Source organism: Duganella sp. GW821-FHT01E12 (assembly GCF_059422325.1).
In genome coordinates this window covers 330393-347787 of sequence record NZ_JBWKWR010000002.1, presented here as the reverse complement: position 1 = coordinate 347787, position 17395 = coordinate 330393, and the positions used below count along the sequence as shown (strand labels likewise).

The 17395-nt window shown below is 65.3% G+C and carries 19 protein-coding genes; 16 read left to right on the top strand and 3 right to left on the bottom strand.

Features of this window, described 5'->3' with window-relative positions; genetic code table 11:
• Positions 1 to 14 precede the first annotated feature (14 nt).
• From flhB to motD, 8 genes are all read left to right on the top strand, one after another.
• Complete coding sequence (gene flhB, locus AC07WS_RS06845; RefSeq protein ID WP_494728324.1) at positions 15 to 1196, top strand: flagellar biosynthesis protein FlhB; 1182 nt, start codon at positions 15 to 17, stop codon at positions 1194 to 1196.
• A complete protein-coding gene (flhA, locus tag AC07WS_RS06840) occupies positions 1193 to 3316 on the top strand; it encodes a flagellar biosynthesis protein FlhA (RefSeq protein ID WP_494728323.1) in 2124 nt (707 codons plus the stop codon). The genes flhB and flhA overlap by 4 nt, the downstream gene beginning before the upstream one ends.
• A 49-nt stretch (positions 3317 to 3365) precedes the next feature.
• On the top strand, positions 3366 to 4373 hold the full coding sequence (locus tag AC07WS_RS06835) for an RpnC/YadD family protein (protein ID WP_494728322.1): 1008 nt from the start codon (positions 3366 to 3368) through the stop codon (positions 4371 to 4373).
• 150 nt (positions 4374 to 4523) lie between these two features.
• Complete coding sequence (gene flhF / locus AC07WS_RS06830; protein WP_494728321.1) at positions 4524 to 5966, top strand: flagellar biosynthesis GTPase FlhF; 1443 nt, start codon at positions 4524 to 4526, stop codon at positions 5964 to 5966.
• Complete coding sequence (locus tag AC07WS_RS06825) at positions 5959 to 6756, top strand: MinD/ParA family ATP-binding protein (protein ID WP_494728320.1); 798 nt, start codon at positions 5959 to 5961, stop codon at positions 6754 to 6756. The genes flhF and AC07WS_RS06825 overlap by 8 nt, the downstream gene beginning before the upstream one ends.
• A 43-nt stretch (positions 6757 to 6799) precedes the next feature.
• Complete coding sequence (locus tag AC07WS_RS06820; protein ID WP_116990414.1) at positions 6800 to 7531, top strand: RNA polymerase sigma factor FliA; 732 nt, start codon at positions 6800 to 6802, stop codon at positions 7529 to 7531.
• Positions 7513 to 8259 (top strand): flagellar motor protein, encoded by a 747-nt coding sequence (locus AC07WS_RS06815; protein WP_494728319.1) that lies wholly within the window; start codon positions 7513 to 7515, stop codon positions 8257 to 8259. Before AC07WS_RS06820 ends, AC07WS_RS06815 begins: the two co-directional genes overlap by 19 nt.
• 1 nt (position 8260) lies before the next feature.
• A complete protein-coding gene (gene motD, locus AC07WS_RS06810) occupies positions 8261 to 9037 on the top strand; it encodes a flagellar motor protein MotD (protein WP_494728318.1) in 777 nt (258 codons plus the stop codon).
• A gap of 11 nt (positions 9038 to 9048) precedes the next feature.
• Here the strand turns inward: motD and AC07WS_RS06805 are convergent, their stop codons facing one another.
• The 3 genes from AC07WS_RS06805 to flgA form a co-directional block, all read right to left on the bottom strand.
• A complete protein-coding gene (locus tag AC07WS_RS06805) occupies positions 9049 to 9525 on the bottom strand; it encodes a flagella synthesis protein FlgN (RefSeq protein WP_494728317.1) in 477 nt (158 codons plus the stop codon).
• A gap of 8 nt (positions 9526 to 9533) precedes the next feature.
• Positions 9534 to 9848: a flagellar biosynthesis anti-sigma factor FlgM gene (gene flgM, locus AC07WS_RS06800; RefSeq protein WP_161082778.1), complete on the bottom strand. Its 315-nt coding sequence runs from the start codon at positions 9846 to 9848 to the stop codon at positions 9534 to 9536.
• 108 nt (positions 9849 to 9956) lie between these two features.
• The gene (gene flgA, locus AC07WS_RS06795; RefSeq protein ID WP_494728316.1) at positions 9957 to 10649 is read right to left on the bottom strand and encodes a flagellar basal body P-ring formation chaperone FlgA; all 693 of its coding nucleotides are present in this window, start codon (positions 10647 to 10649) and stop codon (positions 9957 to 9959) included.
• Between the two features lie 158 nt (positions 10650 to 10807).
• Between flgA and flgB the strand changes: the two genes are divergently transcribed.
• The 8 genes from flgB (at position 10808) to AC07WS_RS06755 (ending at position 17389) form a co-directional block, all read left to right on the top strand.
• On the top strand, positions 10808 to 11233 hold the full coding sequence (gene flgB, locus AC07WS_RS06790) for a flagellar basal body rod protein FlgB (RefSeq protein ID WP_161089410.1): 426 nt from the start codon (positions 10808 to 10810) through the stop codon (positions 11231 to 11233).
• Positions 11234 to 11235: 2 nt separating this feature from the next.
• Entirely contained in the window at positions 11236 to 11643 is a 408-nt protein-coding gene (gene flgC, locus AC07WS_RS06785; protein WP_117011648.1) for a flagellar basal body rod protein FlgC, read from the top strand.
• A gap of 16 nt (positions 11644 to 11659) precedes the next feature.
• On the top strand, positions 11660 to 12361 hold the full coding sequence (locus AC07WS_RS06780) for a flagellar hook assembly protein FlgD (RefSeq protein ID WP_494728315.1): 702 nt from the start codon (positions 11660 to 11662) through the stop codon (positions 12359 to 12361).
• 37 nt (positions 12362 to 12398) lie between these two features.
• Positions 12399 to 13958 (top strand): flagellar hook protein FlgE, encoded by a 1560-nt coding sequence (locus tag AC07WS_RS06775; RefSeq protein WP_494728314.1) that lies wholly within the window; start codon positions 12399 to 12401, stop codon positions 13956 to 13958.
• A gap of 11 nt (positions 13959 to 13969) precedes the next feature.
• Positions 13970 to 14710 carry a flagellar basal-body rod protein FlgF gene (gene flgF / locus AC07WS_RS06770; protein WP_494728313.1) on the top strand — a complete coding sequence of 247 codons (741 nt, stop codon included), beginning with the start codon at positions 13970 to 13972 and terminating at the stop codon, positions 14708 to 14710.
• A gap of 81 nt (positions 14711 to 14791) precedes the next feature.
• Positions 14792 to 15574 (top strand): flagellar basal-body rod protein FlgG, encoded by a 783-nt coding sequence (flgG, locus tag AC07WS_RS06765; protein WP_008451365.1) that lies wholly within the window; start codon positions 14792 to 14794, stop codon positions 15572 to 15574.
• Between the two features lie 10 nt (positions 15575 to 15584).
• Entirely contained in the window at positions 15585 to 16241 is a 657-nt protein-coding gene (locus AC07WS_RS06760; RefSeq protein WP_494728312.1) for a flagellar basal body L-ring protein FlgH, read from the top strand.
• Entirely contained in the window at positions 16241 to 17389 is a 1149-nt protein-coding gene (locus AC07WS_RS06755; protein ID WP_494728311.1) for a flagellar basal body P-ring protein FlgI, read from the top strand. Before AC07WS_RS06760 ends, AC07WS_RS06755 begins: the two co-directional genes overlap by 1 nt.
• Positions 17390 to 17395 lie beyond the last annotated feature (6 nt).

Sequence of the window (17395 nt, the reverse complement as noted above, 5' to 3'; positions counted from 1 at the left end):
GCAGGCAGATTTCCATGGCAGAAGACAGCGACGCAGAAAAGACCGAACCCGCGTCACCGAAGCGCCTCGAGCAGGCGCGTGAGGAAGGCGACGTTCCCCGCTCGCGGGAGGTGGCGACGTTTACCGTGCTGATGGCAGCGGGCGCCGGCCTGTGGATGACCGGCGACGGGCTGGTCGGCCAGTTGCATTCCGCCCTGGTGTCCGGCCTGACGCTGAACCAGGAGCAGATCTTCGATGCCGATATCCTGCTCAAGCGCATCGGCGTGGACGTGGTGCGGGTGATGTTGGCCTGCCTGCCGCTGGGCATCGCCGTGATGATCGTCGCGCTGGCCTCGCCGCTGCTGGTTGGCGGCTGGCTGTTCAGCGGCAAGGCGGTCGCGCCCAACTTCAACAAACTCAACCCCGCCAACGGCCTGGGCAATATGTTCTCGTCCAACTCGCTGGTCGAACTGTTCAAGGCCGTGGCCAAGGCGCTGGTGGTGGGCCTGGTGGCCTGGCTGGTGGTGATGAAGCAGAAGGACGCCGTGATCGGCCTGGCGGTCGAGCCGCTCAAGCTGGGCACAGTGCATCTGCTGAACATGCTCGGCAGCAGCTTCCTGTTCATCGTCGGCGCGCTGGGCCTGATCGCCGCCATCGATGGGCCTTACCAGATGTGGCACTACGCGAACAAGCTGAAGATGACCCGCCAGGAGCTGATCCAGGAATCCAAGGAATCGGACGGCAATCCGCAGATCAAGGCCAAGATCCGCCAGCTGCAGCGCGAGATGGCCAAGCGCCGCATGATGGCCGACGTGCCGACCGCCGACGTGGTGGTGACCAACCCGACCCACTACGCGGTGGCGCTCAAGTACAGCGACGGCATGCGCGGCGCGCCTAAGGTGGTGGCCAAGGGCACCGACGAGGTGGCGGCCAAGATCCGCGAGATCGCCCGGGAACACAAGGTGACGATGCTGGAGGCGCCGGCGCTGGCGCGCGCGCTGCACAAGCACACCGAGATCGGCGACGAGATTCCGGAGGCGCTGTACTCGGCCGTGGCCGAGGTGCTGGCCTATGTGTTCCAGCTGCGCCTGTTCAGCAAGGGCGGCGGCAATCGGCCGGATATACCGAAGACGCTCGATGTGCCGCCTGAGCTCGATCCGCTCAACCCCGCATCGCAAAAGAAGAAACCCGACTTGAATAACGGAGCACCCGCATGAACGCCCTGAGCAACCTGAAACTGCCGCCCTGGCTGCAAGGCCTGGCCAACAGCCGCAACAAGAGCAGCCTGGCCGCGCCTATCCTGATCATCATGCTGCTGGCGATGATGGTGCTGCCGTTGCCGGCCTTCGTGCTCGACATCTTCTTCAGCTTCAACATCGCGCTGGCGGTGATCGTGCTGCTGACCAGCCTGTACACGGTCAAACCGCTGGACTTCATGGCCTTCCCGACCATCCTGCTGGTGTCGACCATGCTGCGCCTGTCGCTGAACGTGGCCTCGACCCGCGTGGTGCTGACCGAGGGCCACACCGGCGCCGACGCCGCCGGCAAGGTAATCGAGGCCTTCGGCCACTTCCTGATCGGCGGTAACTACACGGTCGGTATCGTGGTGTTCATTATTTTGACGATCATTAACTTCACCGTGGTGACCAAGGGTGCGGGCCGTATCGCCGAGGTGGGCGCGCGCTTCGCCCTGGATGCGATGCCGGGCAAGCAGATGGCGATCGACGCCGACCTCAACGCCGGCCTGATCGGCGAGGCCGAGGCCCGCAAGCGCCGCAGCGAAGTGGCGCAGGAGGCGGAGTTCTACGGCGCCATGGACGGCGCCAGCAAGTACGTGCGCGGCGACGCCGTGGCAGGCATCCTGGTGACGGTGATCAACGTGGTCGGCGGCCTGCTGGTCGGCCTGCTGCAGCACGATCTGACCTTCGCCGACGCGCTGAAGAACTACACCTTGCTGGCCATCGGTGACGGCCTGGTGGCGCAGATTCCTTCGCTGGTGATTTCCACCGCGGCCGGTATCGTGGTGTCGCGTGTGGCCAGCGAGCAGGACATCGGCACCCAGGTGGTGGGGCAGTTGTTCGCCAAGCCGCAGGTGCTGTACATCACCGCCGCCATCATCGGCGGCATGGGGCTCATTCCCGGCATGCCCAACCTGGTGTTCCTGTTGCTGGCCAGTGTGCTGGCCGGCTCGGCCTACCTGATGACGCGCAAGGTCGAGGCCGGCAAGACCGCCGAGGTGGCGGCGGCGGAAGCGGGGGGCGCGTCGCCGGCCGCCGCGCCGGAGCAGGAGGAGGCCAGCTGGCAGGACATCATGCCGGTCGATACGCTGGGCCTGGAGGTGGGCTATCGCCTGATCCCGCTGGTGGACAAGACGCAGGGCGGCGAGCTGCTCAAGCGCATCAAGGGCATCCGCAAGAAGTTCGCGCAGGAAGTGGGTTTCCTGGCGCCGCCGGTGCACATCCGCGACAACCTGGAGCTCAAGCCGTCGGCCTACCGCATCACGCTCAAGGGCGTGGAGGTGGGCACGGGCGAGGCGTTCAACGGCCAGTTCCTGGCGATCAATCCGGGCATGGCCAGCGGCACCCTGCCGGGACTGGTGACCACCGATCCGGCCTTCGGCCTGCCCGCCACCTGGATCGACGCCAATCTGCGCGACCAGGCGCAGGGCATGGGCTACACGGTGGTCGATGCCGGCACAGTGGTGGCGACGCATTTGAATCACCTGATCACGACCCACGCGTCCGAGCTGCTGGGCCGCGCCGAGGTGCAGTCGCTGCTGGACCATCTGGGCAAGGATGCGCCCAAGCTGGTGGAAGACCTGGTGCCGAAGATGGTGTCGCTGTCGACCCTGCAGAAGGTGTTGCAGAACCTGCTGGCGGAAGGCGTGCACATCCGCGACATGCGCTCCATCATCGAGACGCTGGCCGAGCATGCCGTGCATACGCAGGACCCGAGCGACCTGACCGCGCTGGTGCGCATTTCGCTGGGCCGCGCCATCGTGCAGCAGCTGTTCCCCGGCGCCAGCGAGTTGTCGGTGATGACGCTGGATAACCGTCTGGAACGCTTGCTGATGCAGGCGCTGGCGGCCAGCGGGCCGGACGGCGCGGGCATCGAGCCGGGCCTGGCCGACACCATCGCGCAGCAGGCGCAGCAGGCGGCGCAGCAGCAGGAGGCGCTGGGCTTGACGCCGGTGCTGCTGGTGCCGGGGCCGCTGCGGGCCTTGCTGTCGCGCTTCCTGCGCCGCGCCTTGCCGCAGCTGAAGGTGCTGTCGCATGCGGAGATCCCGGAGACCAAGACGATCCGCGTGACGGCGCTGGTGGGGCAGCAGCCGGCGTAAGTTTGAGCGGATCGCGGATGCGTCCGTGCGGGCGGCCTAGACTGCTCGCATGGATGCCGACGATTTCGATACGCCGTGGAAGGAAGTGGTCATGCACCATTTTCCGGAGTTCATGGCGTTCTACTTTCCCCTCGCGCATGCCGCGATCGACTGGTCGCGGCCGCATACTTTTCTCGATCAGGAATTCGGCGCGTTGACGCGCGACGCCGAGCTGGGCAAACGTCTGCTCGACAAGCTGGTCAGCGTGCATCTGCATGACGGCAGCGAGCAGTGGGTGCTGGTGCATCTGGAGGTGCAGGGCTGGCGCGATGCGCGGTTTGCCGAGCGCATGTTTGTCTACAATTATCGGGTCTATGATCGCTACCAGCGGCCGGTCGCCAGCCTGGCGCTGCTGACCGATGGCGGTGCGCGCTGGCGGCCCCGATCGTTTGGCTATCGGCTGCTGGGCTGCGAGATGCGGATCGAATTTCCGGTCGTGAAGCTGCGCGATTTTGCCGGTCGCATGGAGGAACTGCGGGCGCATCCGAATCCCTTTGCGCTGGTGACGATGGCGCATCTTCAGGCGCGGCAAACCAAGGGGAATGCCCATCGGCGGCGCATCGCCAAATGGCGGCTCACCAAGCTTCTGTATCAGCGTGATTGGGACAAGCAGCGTATCATCAATTTGTACCGGGTGATCGACTGGATCATGCGCCTGCCGGAGGGATTGGAGGCGCGCTTGCGATCCGGGATGTTGCAGATTGAAAGGAGGAAGGCCATGACGTATTTGTCTTCTATCGAACGTATTGGAATGGAAATTGGCAGGAAAGAGGGCTTGAAGGAAGGCTTGAAAGAAGGGCGGCAGGAGGGCCTGCAAGAGGGGCGGCAGGAAGGCAAGCAAGAAGGTAGGCAAGAAGGGTGGGCCGAGGGGCTCACGATGGTTCTGACTCAACGCTTCGGCCCGCTGGATGCGCCAGTGCTGTTGCGCATCGCCGAGGCTGATGTGCCGCAGCTGTCCACATGGGCACGCAACTTTGTCGACGCTACCTCGCTGGACGAGGTTTTCCGCAGCAATTAAGCCGCCTCGGCCGCAATGGCGAAATGCGGCCCATTTGCCCCCTTGTTCCTCGGATCGTTTCCAGAGTGCATCGTCAATAATGGCACTGTCAGAGTAAAGGCGTCTCATCCGGAAGACGCGCTGCTCGACTTAGACTCCTGAGAGCCGGCCATGAACGTCAAAAAATTTACCGCACCGACTTCCCGCGAGGCGCTGCGCAAAGTCCGCGAATCGCTCGGCCCCGATGCCGTGATCCTGTCCAATCGCCAGGCCGACGGCGGCGTTGAAATCCTCGCGCTGGCCAACGACGATGCCGCCTCGCTGGCCATGCCGGCGCCGCATTCGCCGATGGCCGAGCCGGCGCCGTCGCTCGACCTGACCACCGCCGCGCCGCATGGCCGTGCCGATCAGCGTCTGGAGCCGCGCCTGGAACAGCGCATGGAACCGCGCTTCGAATCGCATACCCCGACCCCGGCGCCAGCCGCCCTGCCAGCGCAACCGGTGCGCCGCGTGGTGGCTTCCGCCTCGTCGTTCGCCAGCGCCACCAAGGCCGCGGCCGCAGCGCCTGCGCCGGCCAAGGCCCTGGTCGACGCCGAGCAGATCGCCGCCATGGTGAGCGCCGCCGTCGCCAGCGCCAAGCAGAACGCCGCCGCCGAGATGCAGGGCATGATGAGCGAAATCCGCGCCATGCGCGGCATGATGGAAACCCAGCTGGCCGAAATCTCCTGGGGCACCACGCAGGCGCGCGAGCCGCAGAAGGCCGCCGTGCTGCGCGAGATGCTGGCGGCCGGTTTCTCGGCCAGCCTGGCGCGCTACCTGATCGAAAAACTGCCGGCCAACCGCGACGCCGCCGACAGCCTGCGCTGGATCAAGAATGTCCTGACCCGCAACCTGCAAACCATGGCCAACGAAGACGCGTTGATCGAGCAGGGCGGCGTGTTCGCGCTGGTCGGCCCGACCGGCGTCGGCAAGACCACCAGCACCGCCAAGCTGGCCGCGCGCTGCGTGATGCGCCACGGCCCGGACAAGCTGGCCCTGATCACCACCGACGCCTACCGTATCGGCGCCCACGAGCAGCTGCGCATCTACGGCAAGATCCTCGGCGTGATGGTGCACTCGGTGAAGGACGAGGCCGACCTGCGCATCGCGCTGAAGGAACTGAAGAACAAGCACACGGTGCTGATCGACACGGTCGGCGTCAGCCAGCGCGACCAGATGGTGACCGAGCAGGTCTCGATGTTGCAGGGCGCCGGCTCCGACGTCAAGCGCCTGCTGTGCCTGAACGCGACGGCCACCCAGGAAACCTTGAACGAAGTGGTGCGCGCCTATCAGGGCAGCGGCCTGGCAGGCTGCATCATGACCAAGCTCGACGAGGCGGCCGCCATCGGCAACGTGCTCGACGTGGTGATCCGCCAGAAGCTCAATCTGTTCTACGTGTCGAACGGCCAGCGCGTGCCGGAAGACCTGCACCTGGCCGATCCGGCCTACCTGATCGACCGCGCTTTCAAGTTGAAACGCGACGTCGTCAACACCCAATACCTGGACGCCGAACTGCCTCTGCTGATGAGCAACGGCCAGAACGAACCAGCGATGCGCGAGGTGCACCTTGGCTAATTTCGATTTCGACCAGGCGGAGGGACTGCGCCGCATGCTGGCGGGGCCGCAGCCCCGCATCGTCACCTTCCTGTCGGCCACGCCGCAGGACGACAAGGGCGCCATGCTGGTCAACCTGGGCGCCTCGCTGGCGCGCGCCGGCAACGACGTGCTGCTGGTCGACGCCTGCGCCAGCGCCCACGGCGTGGCCTCGCGCCTGGGCGTGGACGGCGGCGCCAGCCTGCTCAACGTGGCGCGCCAGGAGTGCGCCCTCAACCAGGTGATCCACCAGGTGCCGCAAGGTTTCTCTGTGGCGTCGATGACACGCGGCGTGCCGCGCAGCGGCCCGGACGAGACGCGCCGCCTGGCCAAGGCCTTCGACGTGCTGGCCAAGCAGACCGGCATCGTCATCGTCGACGGCGAGTTCGACGGCGTGGCCTTCCCGGTGCCGGTCATGGCCAGCTCGGAAATCGTGGTCCAGGTATCGAATAGCGCTACCTCGATCAAGGCCGCGTACAGTATGATCAAGCGCCTGAATCAGGAGCTGGGACGGCGTCCGTTCGGAATTCTGGTCACCGGGGCTTCCGAATCGGAAGCAAAGGTGGTATACGATAACATGGCACAGGCAGCCAGCCGATACCTCGCGGTGAACCTCGTTTCGATGGGATCGGTGCCGGCGGACGAATACCTGCAGCGCGCCGCACGCTTGGGGCGTGCGGTGGTCGATGCGTTTCCGCTGGCCGGGGCTTCGGTCGCGTTCCGTCAACTGGCGGGCCGCTTCGCGCTGGCCGGCTCGCCATCTTTCCGTTAAGGGAGCATGATAATTTTAGCGCTTAATCAATAATAAACAGGCTATGTACACGGTCAAAGGGAAAGTGGACAAGGATTCTTTGCTGACGGAGCACATGCCGTTGGTGAAGCGCTTGGCCCACCACATGAAGGCGAAACTGCCGCCCAGCGTCGAAGTCGACGATCTGGTGCAAGCCGGGATGATCGGCCTGCTCGACGCCATCAGCCGTTACGAGGACACCCATGGCGCCCAGTTCGAGACCTACGCGGTGCTGCGCATCCGCGGCGCCATGCTCGACGAGCTGCGCAACAGCGACTGGCTGCCGCGCTCGATGCGCCAGAACATGCGCAAGATCGAGACCGCGATGAGCACGCTGCAGCAGCGCCTGGGCCATCCGCCGACCGAGTCGGAGGTGGCCAAGATGCTCAAGCTGTCGCTGGCCGACTATCAGGAAATGCTGTCCGACGGCGGCGGCCACCAGCTGGTGTATTACGAAGATTTTCACGACGACGACGGCAACGACAGCTTCCTCGACCGTTACTGCTCGGACGAGGAGAGCGATCCGCTGCGCTCGCTGTTGGACGGCGACTTCCGCCAGGCCGTGATCGACGCCATCGACGCGCTGCCGCCGCGCGAGAAGATCCTGATGGGGCTGTACTACGAAGAGGAGCTCAACTTGAAAGAAATCGGCGCCGTGATGGGCGTATCGGAATCGCGCGTATCGCAGCTGCATACGCAGGCCGTGGCGCGGTTGCGCGCCTCACTTCGGGAGCGGTCTTGGACTGGGCCAGCGTAGCCGGGGTGCTGCTGGCGCTGGCCGGCATCGTCGTCGGCCAGTCGCTCGAGGGCGGCAAGATCGCCTCGCTGCTGCAGCCGGCCGCGTTCGCGATCGTGGTGATCGGCACCTTCGGCGCGGTGATGCTGCAGACCCGCTTCAAGACTTTTCTGCGCGGCGTGCGCATGCTGCGGCTGGTGTTCGCGCCGCCGGCCGACACCCGCGCCGTGCTGGCGCGCGACATCAACGCCTGGAACCTCGCGGCGCGCCGCGACGGCCTGCTGTCGCTGGAGCGCTACATGCTCTCGTCCAAGGACCAGTTCAACACCAAGGGCCTGCGCCTGATCGTCGACGGCATCAATCCCGACAAGCTGCGCCAGATCCTCGACACCGAAATCACCGCCTACGAAACCGAGGAGCGCCAGGCGGTGCGCATCTGGGAGTCGGCGGCCGGCTATTCGCCCACCATCGGCATCCTGGGCGCGGTGCTGGGCCTGATCCACGTGATGGAGAACCTCACCGATCCGAGCAAGCTGGGTTCGGGCATCGCGGTGGCCTTCGTGTCGACCATCTACGGGGTCGGCCTGGCCAACCTGTTCTTCTACCCGATCGCCAACAAGCTCAAGGCCATCGTCACGCAGGCCGTGCACCAGCAGGAGATCGCCGCCGCCGTGTTCTACGACATCGCCACCGGCGACCACACGCGCGTCATCGACGAGCGCATCGCCACGCTGATGCGGGAACACTGACATGCTGAACCGCCGCGCGCGCAGGAAGTTCGACGACGAGCCGGAGAACCACGAGCGCTGGCTGATCTCCTACGCCGACTTCATCACGCTGCTGTTCGCCTTCTTCGTCGTCATGTATGCGATTTCGGTGGTCAATATCGGCCGCTACAAGGTGCTGTCGGTCGCGCTGGGGGACGCCTTCGGCGGCGCCGGCTCGGCCAAGCCGGTCACCACTGAGGTGCCCAACCTGCCCATCCCCAATCCCAATTTGCGCCGCCACGCCGAACTGCTGCGCAAGGAAAAAACCCAGATGACCAAGCTGGCGCAGGACTTGTTGTCCACGCTGGCGCCGCTGGTCAAGGAGGGCAAGGTGCGCGTCACGCAGAACAGCCGCGGCGTCAGCGTCGAGATCAACGCCTCGGTGCTGTTCGATCCGGGCGACGCGCGCCTGACCAGCGAATCGACCGAGGCGCTGCGCGCCGTGGCCGGCCTGCTCAAGAACGACGACCACAATGTGCAGGTGGAGGGCCACACCGACAACCAGCCGATCCGCAACGCGCTGTTCCCGTCCAACTGGGAACTGTCGGCGGTGCGCGCCAGCAGCGTGGTGCGGCTGTTCATCGACGCCGGCGTGGCGCCGGGACGGCTGACGGCGGTGGGCTTCAGCTCGAACGTGCCGGTGGCGTCGAACGACAATCCGATCGGGCGCGCGCGCAATCGCCGCGTGGCGGTCACGATCTTGTCCGGTATCCCGGATACGGTGACGGAATTGCCGACGCAGGCGCCGGCCCAGCAATAGATAAAATTGGATCAGCCGGCCAGGAATCCGCGGCTGCGGGGCAGGGTGGTGGACAGGCCTCCAGGGCCGTAGAAATTGTTGGCGCCGGCCGATTGCGGACGCAGCGCCTGCAGCGCGCCTTGCGTGTGGCCCATCTGCTTGTTGATCAGCATGCCGTTGATGCGGTTCAGTTCCTTGGCTTCGCGCGCGTGGTGCTGCAGCGCCTGCCACAGGGCGGTGGCTTCGGCGGCGTCGGCGCCGCAGGAGGCGGCCCAGGCATCCATGCCGGCTTCCTCGGCCGGGTAGCCGGCCTTGCCCAGGGCGCGGTGGCGCTGGGCCGACAACAGGGTCATCTGCGTGACCAGTGCCGATTTCTTGGTGGTGACCGCCGTCAGGCCGTCGATTTCCGCCGCCACCAGGTGTTGCTGCTCCTGCTTCAGGACGCCCAGCAGGGTCGTCATGATCTGTTCTTCTTCACGCAGGCTGTTCAGCGGGGTAGCGGTTGACATGGTAAGACCTATCGTTTGCGAGAGTGCAGCAGATCCTTGACTGTATCCAGCAAGCCATCCGCCACTTTTTCCGAGTTGACCTGGAACTGACCGTCGGCAATCGCCAGCTTGATGCGCTCGACCTTTTTGGTATCGAACACAGCGTTGGCGCCGCCGGCCGCACTGGCCGCCAATGCCTGGCCTTGCGGCGACAGGCGCACATTGTCCGACGTTGCGGGTGTCGCCGGGGCGGCCGCCTTGTCCGCGCCGCGCGCGGTCGAGGTGGAAGCCGGGGACGACGACGGCAAGCCGGTCGTGCTCTTCAATGTATCGTTGATTTTCACAGCATTATCCTTCTCTGGTAGGAGTACGAAACTCCGGGATCTGAGTCTATAACGGCGGCCGCGCGCAAAACTTTAGCGTTGCTTTACCGCAAGATCCCCGGCGTTCCGTCAAAACGCCACCTCCACCAGTCCGCCTGCCTTGGCGATGCCGGTGATTTGTTGCCCACCGGAAGTTTTTACCTGGACTACCTGGCCGTCGCCGGCCGTGCTCATGGCGCGGGCTTCGGCCGAGACGCTGAAGCCGTTGCCGCTGGAAACCAGCCGCACCAGTTGCCCGGATTGCACCACCGGCTTGCTGCGCAGCGTATCGAGGCGCAGCGGGGTGCCCGGCGGCAGTGAAATATTGGTGCTGCGGCCGATCACCTGGCCCATGTCGGTGGCGATGCCGGCCGGCAGCGCGGTCAGGTCGCCCTTCAGGGTCACCAGCTGGCCGGCCTCGATGGCCTGGCCCTGGGCCAGCGGGGCGGCGCTGGCGATGTACTCGCCCACCACGGTGACCGTGGCTTGAATATATACCGTCCAGGCCGCCGGTGTCGCACAGCGCACGCCGACCGTGGTCTTGCCCCAGGCGCGCGCGCCGGGCATGAAGAAGGCTTGCGGATCGGGGCAGGCGGCTAGGTTCATGCGCGGGTCGATGGCGCCCACGGTGACCGTCACCTGGCCGGGCAGGCCGCCGCTTTGCACCTGCAGGAATTGTTCGACGCTGCGCTTGAGCGCGGCGGCGTCCTGGCGCAGCGCTTGCTGGGCGTGGGCCGCAGGCAGCAGGGCCAGCAGGGCGGCAGTGATGAGCAGTCGTTTCATGGCGTGTTAGTCCCCTTCAATATTGCCATCATAGTCTGGCGGTCTGGACTTGAAGCCTTGAATAGGACCGAAAAGCAGTGGCTTATCGCCCGATGGTTACAGCCGGCAACTCCGTATCATCGATCCTGTCATAACAAGTTCGTCCATTGGGAGCTGCCATGGTTGGGAAACTCGACGATTACCTGCGCTTTAACGAAGCCGCGCTGAGCCTGCGCTCTCAGCGGCAGAGCGTGCTCGCCTCGAACATCGCCAACGGCGACACGCCCAACTACAAGGCCCGCGACATCGATTTTTCCAGCGCCATGCAGGCGGCGCTGGACAAGGCCAGCCCCAGCGCGAACGCCACGCTCAAGACCACCGCCAGCAAGCATTACCCCAACCCCCTGCAAGACGGCACGACGATGGCGGATGGCACGCCGCTGCTGTACCGCGGCGTGGTGCAGGGCGCGGTCGACGGCAACACGGTCGACATGGATGTGGAACGCAACCAGTTCGCCGACAACGCCATCCGCTACGAGGCTGGCATCACCGCAATCAACGCCCAGATCAAAACCATGATGGCGGCGATACAGGGAGGTAGCTGATCATGTCGCTGTTTAATATTTTCAATGTTTCAGGTTCGGCCATGAGCGCCCAGGCGCAACGGCTCAACGTGGTGGCGTCCAACCTGGCCAACGCCGACAGCGCCACCAGCGCCAGCGGCGAGGCCTACCGCGCGCGCCAGGTGGTGTTCGAGGCCACCACGCCGACCGACGGTGGGGCCTCCACCGGGGTGCGGGTCAAGCAGGTGGTGGAAGACCAGTCGCCGATGAAGCAGATGTACGACCCCAAGCATCCGATGGCCGACGACAAGGGCTATGTGACCATGCCCAATGTGAACGTGGTCGACGAAATGGTCAACATGCTGTCGGCCTCGCGCTCCTACCAGACCAACGTCGAGACCATGAACGCGGCCAAGACGCTGCTGCTCAAAACCCTGACCATCGGCCAGTAATCTTTAAGAGGCAATCATGACTATCAGCGCAGTGATCGACACGCCAGTGGCGGCCCCGGTCAACACCACCAACAACACCAGCACCAAGGCCACCGACGACGTCGGCGCGGACCAGGACAAGTTCATGAAGCTGCTGGTGACGCAGCTGAAGAACCAGGATCCGCTGAATCCGATGGACAACGCGGCCATGACCAGCCAGCTGGCCCAGCTGTCGACGGTGACCGGCATCAACAAGGTCAACGCCACGCTGGAATCGCTGCGCACCGACCAGGCCGCGTCGCAGTCGCTGACCGCGACCAACCTGATCGGCAAGGGCGTGCTGGTAAAGGGCGCCGGCATCGATCTCTCGACCAGCACCGACAGCGCCGGCAAGACCACCAGTACCAGCGTGTTCGGCGTCGACCTGGCCTCGCCGGCCGAGAGCGTGACGATCTCGATCCAGGACAAGAGCGGCGCCGTGGTGCGCACCATGAACATGAAGAGCACCGACGTCGGCACCTACCCGATCACCTGGGACGGCACCACCGACGCCAAGACCACCGCGCCGGCCGGCAGCTACACCTTCACGGTGAAGGCGGTCAGCGCCGGCAAGACGCTGACCGACTCGACCGCGCTGCAACTGGCGGCGGTGGCCAGCGTGTCGACCGGCAGCGGCGGCGTCAAGTTGAATACCTCGCTCGGACAGTTCGCGATGTCCGATGTTAAAGAAGTTTTGTAACGCAGTTCACACGTCATACCTAGCATAGGGGAATACCATGTTCCAACAAGGACTTAGCGGCCTGAACGCAGCATCCAAATCGCTGGACGTCATCGGCAACAACATCGCCAACGCCAGCACCGTTGGCTTCAAGGGCTCGCAGGCGCAGTTTGCGGACCTGTACGCCAACTCGCTGAACGGCGTGTCGGGCAACAACCCGGGCATCGGTGTGACGACCGCCAAGCTGGCCCAGCAATTCACGCAGGGGAATATCGAGACCAGCAACAATCCGCTGGACATCTCGATCAACGGCGGCGGCTTCTTCCGCGAGGTGGTGAACGGTGCGGTGCAGTACTCGCGCAACGGCCAGTTCCACGAAGATAACACCCACACGCTGGTCAACGCGCAGGGCGCGGTGCTGACCGGCTACCTGTCGAACGCGGCCGGCGTGATCCAGCTGGGCGCGCCGACCCCGCTGACCCTGGACAAGTCCGACCTGACGCCGGTGCAAACCACCACCGCCAACTTCCAGCTGAATCTGAGCTCGGCGGAGAAGGTGCCGGCCACGATCCCGTTCGACGCAGGCGATCCGACCAGCTACAACAAGCAGACCGTGCTGAACGTGTTCGACAGCCTGGGCACCTCGCACATCATGACGACCTACTACGTCAAGACCGACGCCAACACGTGGGACGTGTACGCGGCGGCTGACAACAAGGAAATCGTTTCCGGCAGCGTGGCTGCGGCGATCAACATCGACCCTACTGTGAAGACTGCCCGCAGCGCCTATAACGACGCGGTGCGCGCGACCCCGCCGGACCCCGCCGCCATCGCCGCAGCTGCGTTCACCTATGCGCAAGCTGCGCACGATTCGATGGCTGCGGCGGCTGTGGTGCCACCGGCCGCCGCCTCGCCGGCGCAGTTGGCCGCGCTGGATGCCGCGATGACCGCGCTCGATCCAACCGGCAGCAATTCGATCACCGGCATGACGCCCGATCAGATCAACGCCAAGCTGGCCGCCGCCATCACCGTGCCCGCCGTCAAGGCCGGTACGCTGCTGTTCAGCAAAACCGGCGTGCTGGACCCCGAGGCGATGGCCTTGATGCAACCGACGCCGCAAACGCTGCCGTTCAACATCAGCCTGCCGATCTTCCCCGATACCGGCTCCCAGCAGCCGATGGTGGTCGCCACCACGTTCGACAAGACCACCCAGTACGGCAGCGTCACCAACGACCTGGGCTCGGTGCAGAACGGTTACTCGGCCGGTTCGTGGCAGCGTTACGCCATCGACGCCAACGGCGTGATCCTGGGCCAGTACAGCAACGGCAAGTCGCGTCCGATGGGGCAGATCGCCATGGCCAACTTCGCCAGCGTCGACGGCCTGACGCCGCTGGGCAACAACGCCTGGGCGGAAAGCTCGGCCTCCGGCACGCCGCAGGTCGGGGTGCCGAACGCCGGCTCGATGGGTTCGCTGCGCGCCAGCTCGGTCGAGGTGTCGAACGTCGACCTGACGGCCGAACTGGTCAACATGATCACCGCGCAGCGCGTCTACCAGGCCAATGCGCAGACCATCAAGACCGAGGATTCGGTGCTGCAAACCCTGGTCAACCTCCGATAATCGAGTAAGCCATGGACCGCCTGGTTTATACCGCGATGACAGGGGCGCGGCACGTGATGGAGCAGCAAGCCACCGTCGCCAACAACCTGTCCAACGCCACCACCACCGGCTTCCGCGCCCAGCTCGATACGTTCCGGGCGGTGCCGGTGGTGTCGGAGGGCTTGCAGACGCGCGCCTTCGTGGTCGATTCCACGGTGGGCGCCGACATGCGCGCCGGCCCGATCCAGACCACCGGCCGCGCGCTGGACATCGCGGTGCGCGACCAGGGCTGGATCGCGGTGCAGTCGGCCGACGGTTCGGAGGCCTACACCCGCAACGGCAGCCTGAAGGTCAGCGAGAACGGCCTGCTGCAGACCACCAGCGGGCAGACGCTGGTGGGCGACGGCGGCCCGATCGCCATTCCGCCCGACACCACGGTGATGGTGGCCGGCGACGGCACGGTCAGCACCATCTCCACCGATTTCAAGCCCGGCCCGGCCAACGTGCTTGGGCGGATCAAGCTGGTCAACCCGGACCCCAAGGGCCTGGTGCGCGGCGACGACGGCCTGTTCCGGCAGGTCAGCGGCACGCCGGCCGAGAACGACCCGGCGGTGCGCGTGGTCGACGGCGCGCTCGAGGGCAGCAACGTCAATCCGGTCGATTCCATGGTCAACATGATCAGTCTGGCAAGGCAGTTCGAGATGCAAATGAGTTTGCTGAAGAACGCCGAGAATAACGCCGCAAAAGCCACCCAGATCCTCGCTTTGAGTTGATGCCCTCTCCCGCATAATGGTTGCGTGGGATGAGTAGCTGTCGCTTTTGACGGCTCCCGTCCAAGCAACGGGAGAAGCATCATGATACGTTCACTGTGGATCGCCAAGACCGGCATGGAAGCGCAACAGACCGCGCTCGATGTCACGTCCAACAACCTGGCCAACGTCAGCACCAACGGCTTCAAGAAGTCGCGCGCGGTGTTCGAGGATCTGCTGTACCAGAACATCCGCCAGCCGGGCGGGCAGTCGTCGCAGCAGACCAATCTGCCGTCGGGCATGCAGCTGGGCACCGGCGTGCGGCCGGTGGCGATCGAACGGGTGCACACCCAGGGCAATCCCCAGTCGACCGGCAACGACAAGGACTTGATGGTCAACGGCAACGGCTTCTTCAACGTGCTGCTGCCGGACGGCACCACCGCCTACACCCGCGACGGCTCCTTCCAGCGCGACAACAACGGCCAGATGGTCACCTCCAGCGGCTTCGTGCTGCAGCCGGCCATCACCATCCCGATCACCGCGCAATCGATCACCGTGGGCCGCGACGGCACCGTATCGGTCACGCTGCCGGGCCAGGTGGCGCCGCAGCAGATCGGCAGTATCCAGCTGTCGACCTTCATCAACCCGACCGGGCTGGAGTCGAAGGGCGAGAACCTGTACGTGGAGACCGGCGCCTCCGGCAATCCGCAGACCAACACGCCGGGCACCAACGGCACCGGCGTCATCCTGCAGGGCTATGTGGAAACCTCGAACGTCAACGTGGTCGAGGAGATGGTCAATATGATCCAGACCCAGCGCGCCTACGAGATCAACTCGAAGGCCATCACGACCTCCGACCAGATGCTGGCCAAGCTGTCGCAGATGTAAGGAGATGATCATGAAATACGCCATCACCATCGTCGCCGCCGCAATCGGCCTGAGCGGCTGCATGACCACCCCGACCTCCATCGTGCAAATGCCGATGACGGCCCGCCCGCTGACCAGCGAGCAGCAGCAGGCCGCGCCGACCAACGGCGCGATCTACCAGAACGCCGCCTTCCGTCCCATCTTCGAGGACCGCCGCGCGCGCCACGTGGGCGACGTGCTGACCCTGGTCATCACCGAGAAGACCTCGGCCGTGAAGGCCGGCGCCAGTTCGGGCAACAAGTCAGGCAGCGTCAGCGCCAGCGTGCCGCATCCGCTGCAATCGACCTTCGGCGCCACGCTCAGCGCCAACAACGCCAGCAAGTACGCCGACGGCGACAACCAGTCGGCCAGCAACACCTTCACCGGCACCATGGGCGTGACCGTAGTCGAGGTGCTGGCCAACGGCAACCTGATCGTGGCAGGCGAGAAGCAGGTGGCGATGAACAAGGGTGTGGAGTTCATCCGCTTCTCCGGCATGATCAATCCAGACAATATCGCCACCGGCAACACGGTGCAGTCGACCGCCGTGGCCGACGCCAAGGTCGAGTACCGCACCAACAGCCAGATCGACCGCGCCGAGATGGCGTCGATGGCGTCGCGCTTCTTCCAAAGCCTGTTACCTTTCTGATGGCCATCATGGACAGCACTCAATCGATCAAGCGGGGCGCGCGCAGGCTGGCGGCGTTGTCGCTGGTGGCGGTCTCGCTGCTGGCGCAGCCGGTCCACGCCGAGCATCTGCGCGACCTGGTCAGCATCGCCGGCGTGCGGCAGAATCAGCTGATCGGCTACGGCCTGGTCGTCGGCCTGGACGGCAGCGGCGACCAGACCACGCAAACCCCGTTCACCGTGCAGAGCGTGGTGTCCATGCTGCAGCAGCTGGGCGTGAACCTGCCGCAGGGCACCTCGCTGCAATTGAAGAACGTGGCCGCCGTGATGGTGACGGCGTCGCTGCCGCCGTTCGCGCAGCCGGGCCAGACGCTGGACATCACGGTCTCGTCGATGGGCAACGCCAAGAGCCTGCGCGGCGGCACGCTGCTGATGACGCCGCTCAAGGGCGCCGACGGCCAGGTCTACGGCATGGCCCAGGGCAATGTGCTGGTGGGCGGCGTGGGCGTGGCGGCCGGCGGCGCGGGCGGCAGTTCGCTGACCGTCAACCACCTCAGCGTGGGCAAGATTTCCGGCGGCGCCACGGTCGAGCGCGCGGTCGCCTCCAGCCTGGGCGAGGGCAACTTCATCAAGCTGGAATTGAACACCGCCGACTTCGCCACCGCCAGCCGCGTGGTCGAGGCGATCAACGACAAGTACGGCCCCGGCATCGCGTATGCGCTGGACAGCCGCGTGATCCGCGTGCAGTCGCCCAGCAGCAGCGACCAGCGCGTGAGCTTCATCGGCACCTTGCAGGACATGCAGGTCAACCCGGCCGAGCAGCCGGCCAAGGTGATCATGAATGCGCGCACCGGCTCGGTGGTGATGAACCGCGCGGTCACGCTCGACACCTGCGCCATCTCGCACGGCAACCTGTCGATCTCGGTGACGGCCGATCCGCAGATCAGCCAGCCCAATCCGCTGTCGGGCGGGCGCACCGTGGTCGCGCCCAACCAGCAGGTGGGCATCAAGGCCGACAGCGGCAAGGTCATGCTGGTCAAGGGCGGCGCTTCGCTGGCCGACGTGGTCAAGGCGCTCAACGCCATCGGCGCCACGCCGCAGGATCTGCTGGCCATTTTGCAGGCGATGAAAGCGGCCGGATCGCTGCGCGCCGAACTGGAAATCATCTAAGCAGGT